The sequence below is a fragment of the Winogradskyella schleiferi genome (assembly GCF_013394655.1).
GTDB classification, from domain to species: Bacteria; Bacteroidota; Bacteroidia; order Flavobacteriales; family Flavobacteriaceae; genus Winogradskyella; species Winogradskyella schleiferi.
The window spans coordinates 3,251,564-3,267,785 of sequence record NZ_CP053351.1; the positions used below are offsets into that span (position 1 = coordinate 3,251,564).

Annotated in this window: 14 protein-coding genes; 5 read left to right on the plus strand and 9 right to left on the minus strand. The window is 34.5% G+C overall.

The genetic code is table 11. The features are described 5' to 3' along the window. Nucleotides 1–157 precede the first annotated feature (157 nt). From HM990_RS14140 to HM990_RS14170, 7 genes are all read right to left on the minus strand, one after another. Nucleotides 158–2,077: a tail fiber domain-containing protein gene (locus tag HM990_RS14140; protein WP_178989583.1), complete on the minus strand. Its 1,920-nt coding sequence runs from the start codon at nucleotides 2,075–2,077 to the stop codon at nucleotides 158–160. Between the two features lie 12 nt (nucleotides 2,078–2,089). Next, nucleotides 2,090–3,649 carry a T9SS type A sorting domain-containing protein gene (locus tag HM990_RS14145; RefSeq protein ID WP_178989585.1) on the minus strand — a complete coding sequence of 520 codons (1,560 nt, stop codon included), beginning with the start codon at nucleotides 3,647–3,649 and terminating at the stop codon, nucleotides 2,090–2,092. A gap of 91 nt (nucleotides 3,650–3,740) precedes the next feature. Next, complete coding sequence (locus HM990_RS14150; protein WP_178989587.1) at nucleotides 3,741–4,868, minus strand: helix-turn-helix domain-containing protein; 1,128 nt, start codon at nucleotides 4,866–4,868, stop codon at nucleotides 3,741–3,743. Between the two features lie 64 nt (nucleotides 4,869–4,932). Further along, entirely contained in the window at nucleotides 4,933–5,682 is a 750-nt protein-coding gene (tpiA, locus tag HM990_RS14155; protein ID WP_178989589.1) for a triose-phosphate isomerase, read from the minus strand. Nucleotides 5,683–5,872: 190 nt separating this feature from the next. After that, nucleotides 5,873–6,949, minus strand: coding sequence for an ABC transporter permease (locus tag HM990_RS14160; RefSeq protein ID WP_178989591.1), 1,077 nt, complete (start codon nucleotides 6,947–6,949; stop codon nucleotides 5,873–5,875). Between the two features lie 102 nt (nucleotides 6,950–7,051). Further along, nucleotides 7,052–8,152 (minus strand): BT_3928 family protein, encoded by a 1,101-nt coding sequence (locus HM990_RS14165; RefSeq protein ID WP_178989593.1) that lies wholly within the window; start codon nucleotides 8,150–8,152, stop codon nucleotides 7,052–7,054. Between the two features lie 6 nt (nucleotides 8,153–8,158). Then, a complete protein-coding gene (locus HM990_RS14170; RefSeq protein WP_178989595.1) occupies nucleotides 8,159–8,701 on the minus strand; it encodes a DUF1599 domain-containing protein in 543 nt (180 codons plus the stop codon). Between the two features lie 247 nt (nucleotides 8,702–8,948). Between HM990_RS14170 and folP the strand changes: the two genes are divergently transcribed. From folP to HM990_RS14190, 4 genes are all read left to right on the plus strand, one after another. Next, nucleotides 8,949–9,773 (plus strand): dihydropteroate synthase, encoded by an 825-nt coding sequence (gene folP / locus HM990_RS14175; protein ID WP_178989597.1) that lies wholly within the window; start codon nucleotides 8,949–8,951, stop codon nucleotides 9,771–9,773. A gap of 50 nt (nucleotides 9,774–9,823) precedes the next feature. Beyond that, a complete protein-coding gene (locus HM990_RS14180; protein WP_178989599.1) occupies nucleotides 9,824–10,564 on the plus strand; it encodes a hypothetical protein in 741 nt (246 codons plus the stop codon). A gap of 274 nt (nucleotides 10,565–10,838) precedes the next feature. Then, on the plus strand, nucleotides 10,839–11,621 hold the full coding sequence (gene cdaA / locus HM990_RS14185; protein ID WP_178989601.1) for a diadenylate cyclase CdaA: 783 nt from the start codon (nucleotides 10,839–10,841) through the stop codon (nucleotides 11,619–11,621). Then, on the plus strand, nucleotides 11,621–12,412 hold the full coding sequence (locus HM990_RS14190; RefSeq protein WP_178989602.1) for a DUF3667 domain-containing protein: 792 nt from the start codon (nucleotides 11,621–11,623) through the stop codon (nucleotides 12,410–12,412). The genes cdaA and HM990_RS14190 overlap by 1 nt, the downstream gene beginning before the upstream one ends. 351 nt (nucleotides 12,413–12,763) lie before the next feature. On the opposite strand, the gene HM990_RS14195 is transcribed toward HM990_RS14190, so the two are convergent. Continuing rightward, nucleotides 12,764–14,530: an ABC transporter ATP-binding protein gene (locus HM990_RS14195; RefSeq protein WP_178989605.1), complete on the minus strand. Its 1,767-nt coding sequence runs from the start codon at nucleotides 14,528–14,530 to the stop codon at nucleotides 12,764–12,766. A gap of 72 nt (nucleotides 14,531–14,602) precedes the next feature. Continuing rightward, the gene (gene truA, locus HM990_RS14200) at nucleotides 14,603–15,346 is read right to left on the minus strand and encodes a tRNA pseudouridine(38-40) synthase TruA (RefSeq protein ID WP_178989607.1); all 744 of its coding nucleotides are present in this window, start codon (nucleotides 15,344–15,346) and stop codon (nucleotides 14,603–14,605) included. A gap of 197 nt (nucleotides 15,347–15,543) precedes the next feature. Between truA and HM990_RS14205 the strand changes: the two genes are divergently transcribed. After that, on the plus strand, nucleotides 15,544–16,035 hold the full coding sequence (locus tag HM990_RS14205) for a metallophosphoesterase family protein (protein WP_178989609.1): 492 nt from the start codon (nucleotides 15,544–15,546) through the stop codon (nucleotides 16,033–16,035). The last annotated feature ends 187 nt before the right edge of the window (nucleotides 16,036–16,222 follow it).

Below are 16,222 nucleotides of genomic sequence, written 5' to 3' on the forward strand. Positions count from 1 at the left end.
AAACACTATAAAGCTATAGTCTGTTATAAATAAATTGTATTTTTAATAAGGCCAAAAAGATAACCTATTTCAGTTTATAAAAAAGAAAATGGCATCAACCAATTATTAAATTGAAAGATGCCAACATTAGATCCCTACATCTAAAGTTTCTTGACTATTAATCAGGTAATAAGTCTTTTAAAATGAATATAATTTTATCCATTTCTTTTTGTTGCAACTGCAATTGTTGTTTAAGTTCTTTAATTTCTTCTTGTTGTTCTTGTATGGCCTTTATTGCCAAAACTCCAAATCCACTATAGTCCATAGTATAGTTTTCTGATTCTTCATTTGGTGGATTAACAAGATGTGGAAATACCGCTTCAACGTCTTGAGCTATGAGCCCAACATATTTTTTGGAATCGTTTTGAAATTTGAAATTATAATCCACCACTTGAAGCGTTTGGATCTTTTCTAAAACTGAAGCTATATTTGAAATATTAGTTTTTAAATTTCTATCAGAAATAGCGGTATAAACTCCTGAAACGTCATCAAAGTTTCCAATATTAACATCATTGTAGAGTAAGGCCAAAGTATTAGTATTCCATTGCACATAAAAGCGCCAATTATCCGTATCTACTTGATTAGACAATTTTAACCCTTCGATTCCTGACCCAGAAGGATGATTTATTTCCATTGCACAAGTAGGAAATTCGGTTTGCACACCAACTCTTCCATCAAGAACATTAAGATTTCCATCATTTCTAAATTGAATCAATGGATTACCACCAAGACCATTAATAACCATTCTATTTTCCCCAGCTAGACCAACACCATTATATTCAATGCTCATACCTTCCGCTAAACCCATATCGGCAGTTTCTGAAAATTGTAAAACGGGACGATTAGAAGTGTTGGATGCTAGACCCGCAACAATAGTTTGCACACCAGAAGTTCCTTCTTCCGTAACATGTAATCTGGCATTTGGGATTTGATTTCCAATACCTACATAAGCATTAAAGCCTAAAATATCGTTATCAAATTCGCCATAAATTAAAGGGTTTGCATTACTTGTGTTTTCTATATAGAGCTTATTAGAACCTGTCTCACTATAACCAGCATGATAACCAAGAGCGACATTTCGCTCACCTATTGAATTTTGATTTAAAGACAAAAATCCTAACGCAACGCTGTAACCACCTGTTGTATTCGCTCCTAGAGCACCATTACCCACTGCAATGTTAAAATCACCAGTAGTATTATCATCGAGAGAATACAACCCTATAGCAACATTTGAACTTCCTGAAGTATTTAACAAAAGTGAATGATAACCAATGCCAATGTTACCTAATCCTATAGTGTTATTATACAGTGCCCGCAATCCATATGCAATATTAGCAGCTCCAGTAGTATTATTATACAAAGCATTACTACCAATTGCAATATTAGAACCACCACTTGTATTGTTATATAATGCATTAAAACCATTGGCAATATTACCATTTCCAATTGTATTGCTATACAATGCATGATAACCATTCGCCACGTTAAAACCACCGTCGGTATTGTTGTATAATGAATTATAGCCAATGGCATTGTTAAAACCACCATTGACATTACTATATAATGCGTTATTGCCAATTGCTACATTTCCAAATCCGGTTGTTAAAGAATTTAATGCTTCTAATCCAATACCAATATTTTGGTTATTGGTTCCATCATCGTTAATCCCTGCTCCTATCCCTAGAAAAAGTGAAGTACCACTATTTATAGTTTTACCATCTGCAAGGTCATTAATACTTTTTGCACCTGTAGCACTTGTCCAGCTGGTTTGCGCATCATCCCAATAATAAAACCCCTTTGTTGGTGTTCCATTTCCTGTCACATAAACCATCATTCCATCTTGGGATGCAGTTGGATTGGTTACTGGAAACTCATCTATTTTTGGAATCAACAAACCATCGTTATTAGCAGGTGCTACTTGGTCAGACGACCGAATATCTAAAGTGGCATTCGGATTTGTTGTACCAACTCCAACTTGGGATATCACTGTCTGTGTAAATAAAACAACAAGCACTATTATCAATTTATAAGTTTTCATGAGATTTTCGCTTTATTGCTTAGTTACTTTTACTCTTGAGTGTATCTGATTTTCTAATGCTAATTCCACGATATATAACCCTTTAGATTGGTTATAAAACTCTACTTCTATAATTCTTGAATTGTTGTAATTTTTAGAAAAAACCTCTTGCCCAAGTATGTTGTAAACATGAAGACGAGTATTATCGTAGTAACGTCCTAAATCAAGATTAAGAACATTTTGAACAGGATTGGGATAGGCTTTAATTATGGATTCAAAGTCAGACTTAACAACACTTAACGTATTGGGTTCATTCACATCAAACATAAAGGCAGCACCTGCTCCATTTAAATTATTTTCTTCATTTTCATCTTCTTCATCGCCATAAGCACCCACAAACGCAAAATCACCACTTATCGCTACGGTAAAGCCAAAATACTCGCTTGATTTATAAAAGGCATCATAAATAAATGCAGTTTCTGTCCAAACACCAGCTTTGTCTTCAAAAATATAAGCTGCACCATCGTCTCCCTGACTTCCAATATGTTTTAAATGTGATCCCACAACAATTCGGTTACCATCAATATCTACATCTTGTCCAAAACGATCGCCTGGGAAAGCATTTGACGCAATAAGTTTTTGAGTTTGATTCCAGATACCATTGGCGTTTCTTTCAAAAGTATAAGCAGCACCTCTAAATTCGTTGTCTTGATTAGATCCAACAACCACTTGATTTCCATTCACTCCTATTGACCACCCAAAAAACACCCCTTGTGATCTATCAGAGGCCACAATTTTTTGTGTTTCACTCCATATTCCATTTGTACCACGTTCAAATATGTAAGCAGATCCAGCACTAAGGATTAAGTTCGTCCCGTTTTCATCCTCATCTTCTCCATAAGAGCCTATTGCGATATAGTTTCCATTTACTGCAATTGCTAACTGTCCAAAATAATCAAAAGCCGCTCTATCTGAAGCCACAATCTTTTGCACCTCGTTCCATGTGCCACCACTGTCAAGCTCAAAAATATAAGCAGCACCTGCATCGTCTAAAAAATTATTTCCAGTTTCATCATAATCGTGTCTTACCGGACTTACCAAGGCATAATCTCCATCAACAGCAACTGTGTAACCAAAGGCGTTTAACGTCTCACGATCTGAGGCTACAATTTTTTGTACAAAATCAAATAATCCTGACGGTTGTTTTTGGAAAACATAAACTGCTCCTGCTGCTTGAAGGAAATTTGAATTTGTTGCATCTCGATCTTCACCCCAAGCTCCAACAAATATATAATCGCCACTGATTGCGACTGAATACCCAAAATGATCAAACTGGTTATAATCTGGACTTTCTAATTTTTGTACTTGTATCCAATTTCCAGAGCCATCGTTTTCAAATATATAAACATTGGTTTCGTTTGCACTAGGCAACATTCCCACTACCGCAAAATTACCATCTATATCAACATCTGACCCAAATTGCTGTGATTGGGACCGATCATCAGGAACTATTTTTTGCGTTTGTCCCCAACCTTGGGCGTTGATGGTTGTTGAAAATAATAGTGGAATGATTAATAGTAGTATTCGTTTCATAATCTTATATTTTATTGATTAACAATGATATAAAACTACATTCACCACAAATACCAAGCGTGCTGTTTTATGTGATTATGAAAAAATAAGACTAATTGTTATGTTTCTGTTTGAATTGGGAAGGCGTTTCTCCTGTAATTTTTTTGAAAGAGGTGTTGAAAGCAGACTTCGAATTAAATCCGGCTTCCAGACCAATGGCGACTAAGGTATAGTTCGAAAAATCCTCATCTTGTAAATAGGATTTCGCTTCTTCTACTCGCAATGTATTGATGTAGTCTTTAAAACTTATACCTAATTCCTTGTTGATAATTTTAGACAAATGCCCTTGACTCAATTCTAAAGCATCGGCAGTTTTTTCCAGTGTTAATGAGGAGTCTAAAAAACGTTTTTCATTCTCAAGAAATTGTTTTAGACGTTCAATGATAATATGCTTTGTTTTTATTTCTAAAATTGGAGCCGTTTTATTTTTTTTCTTTTTTCGGATCTGTTTTCGTTCTTCTACAATCCCATATTTATAGATACCAATATGGCCTAACCAGTATATAATTAAGGTCAAAAGAATCCAAACAGGATAATATGATATATCTTCAAAAAGCGTCATATCGGTTATGACTAAAGAAACATTTAATATGGTTAATAGTAAAAACAGTAGTAATGTTATTTTCAACCAATTTAATTCTAACTTGATGTACTCCCGTTGAAATTCAAGATGCTTTTTTTGGTAGTCTTTTATCTTAAAAAACAAAACAACCAGCACACAAATACCTAAAAGCCCTGTGACTAATTCCGCATAATATGCAGAATAATATCTTAAACCATCTTTTAACTGTTCTAGAAATTCTAATTTAGAATTAATTCTCACCAAAACCTTATAAACTGCACTAATCAAAAAATGAAGTCCGAAAAGTAACAACAACCATCTTGATTTATTACTGTTTTTTTTCTCAGGAAACAAAAAACTTAAAACGTAAAAATATAACAATGCAGGTACCAATTCTGCCCAAGGAAAGTAATAATTTTTAAAGAATTCATTATAATCAAATACACCTATATCCACAAAATAATATTGAAGATTATTCAATGAATAGATCACTATCATAGTAACTAAAAAATAGACACTTTTGTGATTATACTTTTTAGAAAACAAAACAACAGCACCAAATATGAGACCTTGAATAACGCCTGCTAATATGATGCTGTTGTATATATTAAAATTCAAATACTTCTATGTTATACCAATTCAACATTAAATTGGTATTTGAGAAGTAAAAGATAAGCAATTTTTAAAACGCATTTACAATAGCGTAAAAATCTTCTGCTTTAAGCGAAGCTCCTCCAATTAATCCGCCATCTACATCTGGTTTTCCGAAAATTTCCTTGGCGTTACTTGGCTTTACACTTCCACCATAAAGAATGGAAACAGAATTTGCGACATCGTTGCCATATTTGTTAGCCAATGTTTTTCTGATGAAGGCATGCATGTCTTGTGCTTGCTCCGGGCTTGCTGTTTCTCCAGTACCAATGGCCCAAACTGGTTCGTAAGCTAAAACTATATGCTTGAAAGCATCCGCTTCTAAATGAAATAAGGCGTTTTTAATCTGACCTTCTACAACAGCTTCTTCGTTGCCTGCTTTTCTATCCGCTAATTCTTCCCCAAAGCAAAAAATAGTGCGCATTTCATTTTCTAAAGCGGCATCTATTTTCTTCGCCAATGACTCATCGGTTTCATTATAGTAAGCACGTCTTTCGCTATGCCCAAGAATCACAGTTTGTATCCCAATACTTTTAAGCATACTTGCGCTAATTTCGCCAGTATAGGCACCGTTTTCCGCAAAGTGCATATTTTGTGCAATGACTTCTATATCATTCTCTCTTAACGTTTGAAAGGCCTGCCAAAGATTAGTATATGTTGGCGCAATCATAACCTCAGCGTCAGATGTTTTGGTTTGATTTTTTAGTGTTGTAATTAGCGTTTCGGTCTGTGCCAAATCGTTATTCATTTTCCAGTTTCCTGCTACTATGTTTTTTCTCATTCCCATCCTAACCTTCCCAAGGGGAAGGGATTTTTATTGGTTAACATTAAATTTTGAATTACAAAAATAAGGTAAAAAGATTACACAAAACTTTCCCTAAAGAAATAATAATCAACGAAATCGTTATAGAAAAGACAATACTTTTTAATATTTACAAGACTTCATTGAGCAAGAATTCCTAAACTTTTAACTAAGACAATTTAACTCTCGGATCCAGCCAAGCATAAATAACATCCACAAAAATATTGATAGTGATAAAAACAATCGCAATAACCAAAACCGCTCCCATAATTACTGGCAAGTCTAAGGTATTCAACGCATTAACAATTTCTTTACCTAAACCATTCCAACCAAAAATATATTCCACAAAAACGGCTCCTGCCAACATGGAAGCAAACCAACCCGAAATTGCCGTCACCACAGGATTTAATGCATTTTTTACGGCGTGTTTTTTTATCACCTGATATTCAGTCAAGCCTTTTGCCCTTGCGGTTCTTATATAATCTTGGTTCATGACTTCCAATAAAGAATTTCGCATCAATTGAATTACAACTGCCAAAGGGCGAATTCCCAGTACTATTGCAGGAAGAATTAAGTTTTTCCATTGAATAGTCATTTTTTCACCGAAATCATCAAGTTCGTATAAGCTACCTGTCATTTCCAGATTGGTATATTTATGTAATACAAAACCAAATAGCCAAGCAAATAATATCGCACTAAAAAAGGATGGCACACTCATGCCAAATGTGCTTAGCACTTGAATGGCTTTGTCTATCCAAGTGTCTTTATATAATGCCGAAATGATTCCGAAAATAATGCCCAGAACGATAGCAATAACAATTGCTGAAACGGCCAGGACAAAAGTATTTGGAATGGTTTCTGCTATAACCTCTGTGACTTTCTTTCCTTGCTTCGTGAAGGATTCACGCAAATAAGGCAATTTTAAAACTGTAGTTGTGTTTCCTATGGTGAAAATTTCTGTTGCGGTATATTTATTAGGGCTTAAATGGGTATAATCCTTTGGTGTATTAGAATGAAATGAAATTGGTGATAAATCATTCAAATAATATAAAAATTGGGTACCAAGAGGTTTATCGAATCCGTATTTCTGCTTTACGGCTTGCACTTGTTCGGCCGTTTGATTTTGACCAAGCATCATTTTTGCAGGATCGCCAGGCAGTATAGTGAACAAAAAGAAAATGACGGTAATGACACCTATTAAGGTGATGAAAGCGTATAATAATTTATTAAGTATATACCTTATCACAATTTATGGGTTCATATTTTAAAGCTTTAAAAAATCAATTTTAATACTGATAACGTTTGGCATTAAGTTCCAACTAATTAACCTACAAACTTATACTGAATACTAAAGATCAATATCTTCAATATCGGTCCAATGTTTCTTTTGCGTTATTGTGCCTTTTTCTAAAACCACAATGCCAGGATTAGAACGGACGATTGTTTTTATAACTTTTTCATCACACAGATAAAACTCAAAATTTAGATCGTAATCAGCTTTTAACTGCGCTTTGTCGCTAGGACCTGAGGAAGTTAAGCCAATGACCGTGTATCCTTTTTTTAGGGCTTGGTCAGTAAATGATTTTAGCTTTGCCACACCTTCGGCTTCGGCTTCGGCCTTGGGAATACTATACATGGCAACCATCACTAAATTATCTTTTTCCAAGAAATAATCGGTTAAATCTTCATCATCAGATTCTATGGAAAAATCTTGAATTGGTGGTATATAACCTTCGTCAATCACTTCAGTTTCTACACCGACATACTCGCCATCTACTTTAGGATAGCTTCCGTTGGTTACAAATTCTTGGGCTTCGCCATTGACCATAAACGTCCAAGTATACTCTGAAACTGGTTTTTGAGCATCATCCGGAATTATCATACCTTCCTGAATATTAGCGCCAATCTTATAAGCCCTAAAATCTATCGCAGGCAAATGCATTAGAACATGGTAGCCAAACCAAAGCGATATCAAAAAACTCAACAGGGCGATTATAGTGGTTGGAAGTTTTGTAAAAATAGGTTTGATGTTTTTCATCCCAAAGAACAAAATCAAAATAAGCACCAGTAAAATTACATCTTTTGTAAAGCTTTCCCATGGTGTTAATTTTAAAGCATCTCCAAAACAGCCACAGTCTTTTACTTTATCGAAATAGGCTGAATAAAAGGTTAGAAATGTGAAGAATACAATCATTAACAACAAGCTCCAAACCGTAAATTTAGGTTTATAACCAATCAATAAAAACACACCTAATACCACTTCAAAAACCACAACGATTACTGAAATACCTAAGGCATATGGAATCAAAAATTCAAGATTCAACACGTCTGCGCCAAAGTATTCTTGAAGTTTGTATGAAAACCCCAAAGGATCATTTAGTTTTATAAATCCTGAAATGATGAAAAGGATTCCTGTGAATATTCTGCTTATTTGTACTATGTATTTCATAAAAATTTATTTGCTTTCTCCCAAGTGAATCATTGCAAAAACCGAATAATTAATCATATCCTGATAATTGGCGTCAATACCTTCGCTTACTATGGTTTTTCCTGCGTTATCTTCAATTTGCTTTACGCGTAATAATTTCTGCAATATCAAATCGGTTAAAGAACTGACACGCATATCTCGCCAGGCTTCACCATAATCGTGATTCTTATCCATCATTAATTGTTTTGTGAGTGCTATTTTTTCGTCATATAATTCGGCAGCTTCTTCCGTGTTTAAATCCGGTTGCTCCACCACACCTTTTTCTAACTGGATCAGTGCCATTAAACAATAATTTATAATTCCGATAAACTCGCTGACTTCGCCTTCATCTACTTTTCGAACCGCATTTTGCTGTAAGCCTCGTATGCGCTGTGCTTTAATAAAAATCTGATCGGTTAACGATGGTAATCTCAAAATTCGCCATGCACTGCCATAATCACTCATTTTATTGACAAAAAGGGCTCTACATTTGGCGATAACCGCATCGTATTGTTTTGAAGTGTCTTGCATTGATCAAAAATTAGCTACTCGTAAGTCAGTTACAAGTTTTGGTTTATAAAGGACTTTTATATACCTAAAGCCCTCTATACTAAAATCTCGATTTTCGAGTAAATTTTGCGTAAATTTCGCTTATTTAGTTCAAAGTTCAAAGTTCAGAGTTCAATGATTTGAAATCAGCTTTAAAGTTTGGGAATATGTTAATAACTTTGAACTTTAAATTCTATCTAAAAGCTTACCGCTTTCGCGGCAAATAAATATGACCATAAACTGTAAAGGTAAATTGATTGATCTATCCACACCAAAAGTGATGGGAATTCTTAACGTGACTCCTGATTCGTTTTTTGATGGTGGAAAATACAAGGATTATACTGAGATTTTGAATCAGGTTGAAACGATGCTGAAAGATGGTGCCACGTTTATTGATATTGGTGGTTACAGCTCACGCCCGAACGCTGATGATATTAGTGAAGCCGAGGAACTGAATCGTGTGATCCCTGTTGTAGAATTAATTTTGACGCATTTTCCTAAGACTTTAATTTCTATTGATACATTTAGAAGCGAAGTCGCTAAGCAAAGCATTGAAGCTGGCGCAGCGTTAATCAATGATATTTCTGCTGGAAAATTAGATGACAATATGCTATCTACTATTGGAAAGTTAGCTGTGCCCTACATCATGATGCACATGAAAGGCAATCCAAAAACGATGCAACAACAAACGCAATATGAAGATTTAACCAAAGAAGTTATCGCTTATTTTGCGGAACGCATAGCAGTTGCGCACCGAGAAAAAATCAACGATATCATTATCGATCCTGGTTTTGGATTTGCAAAAACCACAGCACAGAATTTTGAATTGCTGAATAAATTAGAATTGCTTCAACTAACAGAAAAGCCCATTTTAGCTGGTATCTCTCGAAAATCGATGATTTATAAAACTTTAAAGTCCAATTCCGAAAATGCACTTAACGGAACAACTGCTTTGCACATGGTTGCTTTGGAAAAAGGTGCAAAAATCTTACGCGTTCACGATGTGAAGGAAGCAATGGAATGTGTCACACTTTACAATCAACTCAAGTCCTAACAGGTTTCCAAAACCTAGCAGGTCTTAAATATGAAACTTTTAAACAAACTATGCGCTACATTTATATACTCCTCATTTTAGGTTGCTTTAGCTGCAACAACGAACGTGTTTTACAATTACCGGAAATTGAAAATGCCGAAGTCACAGAAGTTTTAGACGTATCTCCTGCTTATATCTTTTACGATGAAACCCAACCTGATTCCACCTTATTAAATCGAAAAAACCTCATCACCACCACCAATTGGTTGGTTAATGTCGATAAACGCTTAACGTTGAGACAAGCCATTCCGCATATAAAATTTTTACAGGATAAGAAGCGAAATGCAGAAATGCACAAGAATGAAGATGCGAAGAATTATTTTACTTGTAATGATACGAGTATTGGGACTTTGGGGTTTTTGGAGTTTACGGATGTGAATTATACTTTCTCAAATGATGAAATGGATTTTAGAGTATCAGAAATAATTGATGATATAAATTTGATAAAGAGAGATACAATACTGATAGAAAAGCTTTCAAAAACATCTCATAAGGGACCTGATATAACTCAAGTATTTGAAGTAAAATTTGATTTAAATGATATTTATTTTGGTGCGACTAAAATAAAAAGAGAATTATTATCTGATTATGTCAACTTTCTAATTGAGAATAATATATTAACTGATTTCTTTATTTTGAAACTTTATTTTAATAAGAGTCTCTTGTTCCAAGATTACATTTCTTTAAAATCTGAATTATCAAAACTTGAATCGGATAAAATCACAATTGACATAAACGAATTCATTTATTAAACAGAAAAAATTAGACAATTAAGGTTTTGAAAAACACCCCTAAAGTCCCCTCGAGGGGACAATCGTGCTAATAAACTTTATAGGTTTATGATAAAAATCTAATTTAAGAGTGAACAATATATTTTCAGTTTACTCAATTCTTATTCTGGAAATTGTCCCCTCGAGGGGACTTTAGGGGTGTGAATTTTTAATAATCAATAGAACTGTGACAACAATTATATTTTTTTCTTCCCTACTAAACATAAATTCTTAAATTAGCAAAAACACCAACCATTTGGAAAACTTACAACTTTGGGATTTTAGATTTATAGATTTTGTGGATGTCTTCCTTGTGGCTATTCTGCTCTATTATATCTACAAACTTGTAAAAGGAACGGTTGCTATCAATATTTTTATAGGTATTCTGATCATTTATTTTGCTTGGCGATTAACTGATTACCTGAACATGCAGATGCTTTATAGCATTTTTGATGGGTTTATGAAAGTCGGAATTATTGCTTTAATAGTCGTCTTTCAACCCGAAATCAGAAAGTTTCTTTTAATGGTAGGTTCAACCAATATTGGTGGCAAACGTAATGTTTTCAAAAACTTTAAATTCCTTAAAAACGACGACCAAACCTCAACGGATGTGGACGCCATTATTAATGCTTGTAATAAAATGGGATCATCAAACACAGGTGCTTTAATCGTTATTGAGCGTAACAACAACTTAGATTTTTTAACGAGCACAGGCGATGAAATGAATATTTTGGTTTCTCAACCTATTATAGAAAGTATCTTTTTTAAAAATAGTCCGTTGCATGATGGCGCCGCAATCATAGACAAGAATATTGTAAAAGCCACACGCGTTATTCTTCCTGTCAATAATGAAAAAAATATTCCAGAACGATTCGGTTTACGACACAGAGCTGCTATTGGAATTACAGAAAAAACGGATGCTTTAGCCCTTTGCGTAAGTGAGGAAACAGGTCAGATTTCTTATATAAAAAATGGCGAGTTCGAAATGTTCAATGACACCGATGAACTCATTCAAAAAATCAAGGAAGATTTAGGCTAGTGCATTGTAAAAACTGTAATAATTCGCTTAGAGATACACAAAAATTTTGTGATGAATGTGGTGCGAAGGTAATACAGAATCGGCTTAAGCCAAAAGTATTGGTGCAGCAAGTGAATGAACAGTTTATTTCTATTGATAATAAATTTCTACGCACATTTATCGATCTTTTCAAACAACCCGAAATTGTAATTGTGGGTTACATCAATGGTACGCGAAAAAAGTATATTGATGTCTTGCAGTATTTTGCCATTTCGTTGACCTTAGCTGGTATACAGGTGTTTTTTATGACTACTTTGTTTAAAGAATCTATGGACTTTGGTGCTGGATTCAACGAAGGGTTTAATGCATCTTTAGCAACACAGGAAAATCCGTTGAAGGATTTTGATTTTAACAACATATTAAATTTCCAAGGTCTAATTTATATTGTTACGATTCCGTTTTATGCTCTAAGTACTTGGCTGGCCTATTATATACTTAAACAGCGTATTTACAATTTCACTGAACATTTGGTTCTTAACCTGTATTTTTCTGCACAGACCATAATAATTACCTCTGTATTTAGTATACTTTTTTTATGTTTTGGATTAGATTACGTTATTGTATCCACCGTGTTGACTATTCCATTTTTCGTGTATTTATTTTACGTTCTTAAACGTGTGTTTAAAAACGGTTTTTGGGAAACAGTGGCAGAGTCCTTACTTGTATTGGTGTTTTATGCGTTAACCATGATCGTATTTATTATTTTTGGTGGCCTTCTAGCATTTTTATATTTATATGTTACACATAAATGACCTGTAAAAACTGTCATACCGAACTAGAAGAATATGATGACTACTTTAAAAATTGCGGTGGTAAAGTGATTAGAAATCGTTTGACATTCAAAAATCTTTTTGAGCATATCAGCGAAACTTTTTTTAATTACGACAATACACTTTTAAAAACGTTCATTACACTTTTCAGAAAACCTGAAGCCGTTTAGAGATAATAGTTAGAACTTTATTATTCTTTTTTGTTTTGGGACTAACGCTTTTTATCATCACTATAGTTATGCTATGTGTAATGTACTTTACAGGAGCGTTACAAGAGATGTTTGAAGCTAGCAAAAGAGCGGCCGAAGAGGCAGCCAAAACTAAATCGGCAAACTAAACCGCTTCAGCCTTCAAAAACTGAACTTCGTACAGGTTTTTATAGTAACCGTTTTCTTGTTTGAGTAATGATTTGTGCGTACCAATTTCTACTATTCTGCCAGCATCCATAACAATAATTTTATCAGCTTGTTGAATGGTTGCCAATCTGTGCGCTATTACAATAGAAGTTCGTCCTTCCGTTATTTTATCGGTTGCATCTTGTATTAATTGTTCCGAATACGAATCTACTGAAGATGTCGCTTCATCTAAAATTAAAATACTTGGATTAGTCACATAAGCTCTTAAAAAGGAAATCAATTGGCGTTGACCAGAGGACAACATTACACCGCGTTCTTTCACATTATAATGATAACCATTTGGAAGACTTGAAATAAACTCATGTATGCCAATGGCTTTGGCTGCACTTACCACATCATCTTCCGTAATATCGTCGTTATTTAATGTAATATTATTCAGAATGGTATCTGCAAATAAAAACACATCTTGAAGTACAACTGCAATCTGGTTTCTTAGTGAACTCAATGTCATTTCTTTAATGTCTGTATCATCAACTTTTATAATTCCCGAATTGATTTCGTAAAAACGATTCAATAAATTAATGATGGTCGATTTTCCTGCTCCTGTCGCTCCAACAATAGCAACTGTTTCGCCCGCTTCAACCTGTAAGGAAACACCTTTTAAGACTTCTTCATCTTTAACATAAGAGAACCGTACATCTTTAAAAGAAATATTACCATTAAAATGTCGAGCTTCAATAGTACCAGAATCGTCAATATTAGATGTGGTATCCAAAACTTTAAAAACACGGTCTGCGGCCACCATTCCCATTTGCAGCGTGTTGAATTTATTGGCAATTTGATTAAGTGGTCTAAACAACATAGGAATAAACATGGTGAACGCAATTAAATCTCCTAAGGTTGCTGTTTGACCAACAACTGTATTTATTCCACCATACCAGATCACAGCTCCCATGGTCAATGACGAAATGAAATCGGCAATAGGAAAGAAAATAGAGTTATACCAAACCGTTTTAAGCCAACCTTTTTTATGGCGCTCGTTAATGGCTTTAAACTTTTTGTATTCAGTAGCTTCCCTTGTGAATAATTGTAGAATTTTCATTCCTGTCACACGCTCTTGCACAAAGGAATTTAAGTTAGACACCTCAGTTCTTACATCTTCAAACGCACGTTTCATATACTTTTGAAAAACCTTTGTTGCAAATAAAATAATGGGTAAAGTCACAATAACGATGAGACTCAATTTCCAATTCATGTAAAACATAAAACCAGCAACTACCAACATTTTAAGCACATCACTAAATATCATAAATAGGCCTTGACCGAAAATATCCGCAATACGCTCCATATCTGTGACTGCTCTTGTAATCAATACACCAACCGAAGATTTATCGAAATAAGTCATTTTGAATTTCAGCATGTGTTTAAATAATTTCACGCGAATATCCTTGACGACGGATTGTCCTAACCAACTGGCATAATATATGAACAGTAATTGTGAAATTACCTCAAGAATCAACAAGCCAAGCATGATAACCATATACATCACAAAGCCATTGTATTCTTTATTGGCGATTTTGACATCAATCGCTTCTTTCAAAACGTAAGGTCTTAAGGCTCCGAATAATGCCAGTCCAATAACGCAAACCAACGAAATCACAAATACCGTGCGATACGGTTTTATGTACTGCAACAATCGTGTGAACAACGAAACATCAAATATTTTCTTTTCTTTTTCTGTCATCTTGTGCCACGACTTGATCGTGGTATCTATTTTCCTGTTAATCGGAAATTTGTTATATGCGATGAATCGCTTTTACAGTTTTATACGTTCTGGATAAACTATTTCTGCCAAATACAAGCCATGTGCAGGCACTGAAAATCCGGCTTCGCTTCTATTTTTTGAAGCTATAATTTGATGCAAATCATTTGCTTTCAATTTTCCTAACCCTATGTTTACCATGGTTCCGACAATGGCTCTCACCATATTTCTCAAAAAACGATCGGCTTTAATTGTAAAAACAAGTTGCCCTTGTTTCTTTGCCCAAAACGCTTCCTTTATGTCACAATTATACGTTTTTACATCGGTATTACTTTTAGAAAAGCATTGAAAATCTTTATACTCAAATAAGATTTTGCAGGCTTTGTTCATCGCTTCAACATCTAAAGGCAATTGCACTTGATAGGCAAACTCGTAATCAAAAACATTTTTTGAGGTCGAGATCTTATAATGATAGGTTCTACTCAGCGCATCGAACCTAGCGTGTGCCTCAGGTTTTACTTCAAAAATAGAAGTTATGGCAATATCTTTTGGCAAAAAAGAATTCAGCTTATAAATCAAATCTGTTGATTCGATTTTATTTTCAAAATCAAAATGCGCAAACATCTGCGATGCATGGACACCTGAATCTGTTCTGCCAGCTCCCATAATTGAGATTTCAGTTTTCAAAATAGTGGAAAGCGCTTTTTCCAATACTTCTTGTACAGAAATAGCATTGGGCTGATTTTGCCAACCATGATAGACTTTACCATTAAATGAAAGTTCGATGAAAAATCGCAATAGAAATCTTACTTTTGATGAAGTGCAAAGATACTTTATTCCTGCCAACGCAAGAATCTCATTAACGGAATATTTAGAATTAAGAATATAAACTATTTTTGTTTAAGAATTAAGACATTAACAAGATTCCCGATTTCTCGGGAACGAAAAATTAAACTTAACAAAAGTCTTTTCCCTAGGAAAGGATTTAGGATAGTATGAAAAAAATACTACTATTATCAGATACCCATAGCTACATTGACGATGCTATTCTAAAACATGTAAAACAAGCCGATGAAGTTTGGCATGCTGGCGATGTTGGCGATTTAAAAGTTACAGATCGCATAAAGAAATTAAAACCATTACGAGCGGTTTATGGCAATATAGATGATGCCAAAGCACGCACTGAGTTTCCACTCCACAATAGGTTTATGTGCGAAGATATTGATGTATGGATCACGCACATTGGCGGTTATCCACCAAAGTATAACACACGTGTTAGAGAAGAACTGAACTTAAACCCTCCTGATATTTTTATAACAGGACATTCGCACATCTTAAAAGTGATGCCAGACAAAAAACTAGATTTGTTGCACATGAATCCAGGAGCGGCTGGTAAGCATGGATTTCATAAGGTAAGAACCATGCTTCGTTTTAAAATTGATGGAAAAAAAATTAATGATTTGGAGGTTATTGAGTTTCAATCCTAAATAACAGCCCGTCCCAACCTTCTCAAAGGGAAGGAGTTCTTACTCGGACGGATAATAGAAATCTGAAAATATTCTTCTAAACATAGACTTTCCGATACTTTTGCGCAATGCTGAGAGTTCCTTCCCTTTGAGAAGGCTAGGATGGGCTTATTTATTAAAAAACCCAAACGGCAGTGTTTGGGTTTTT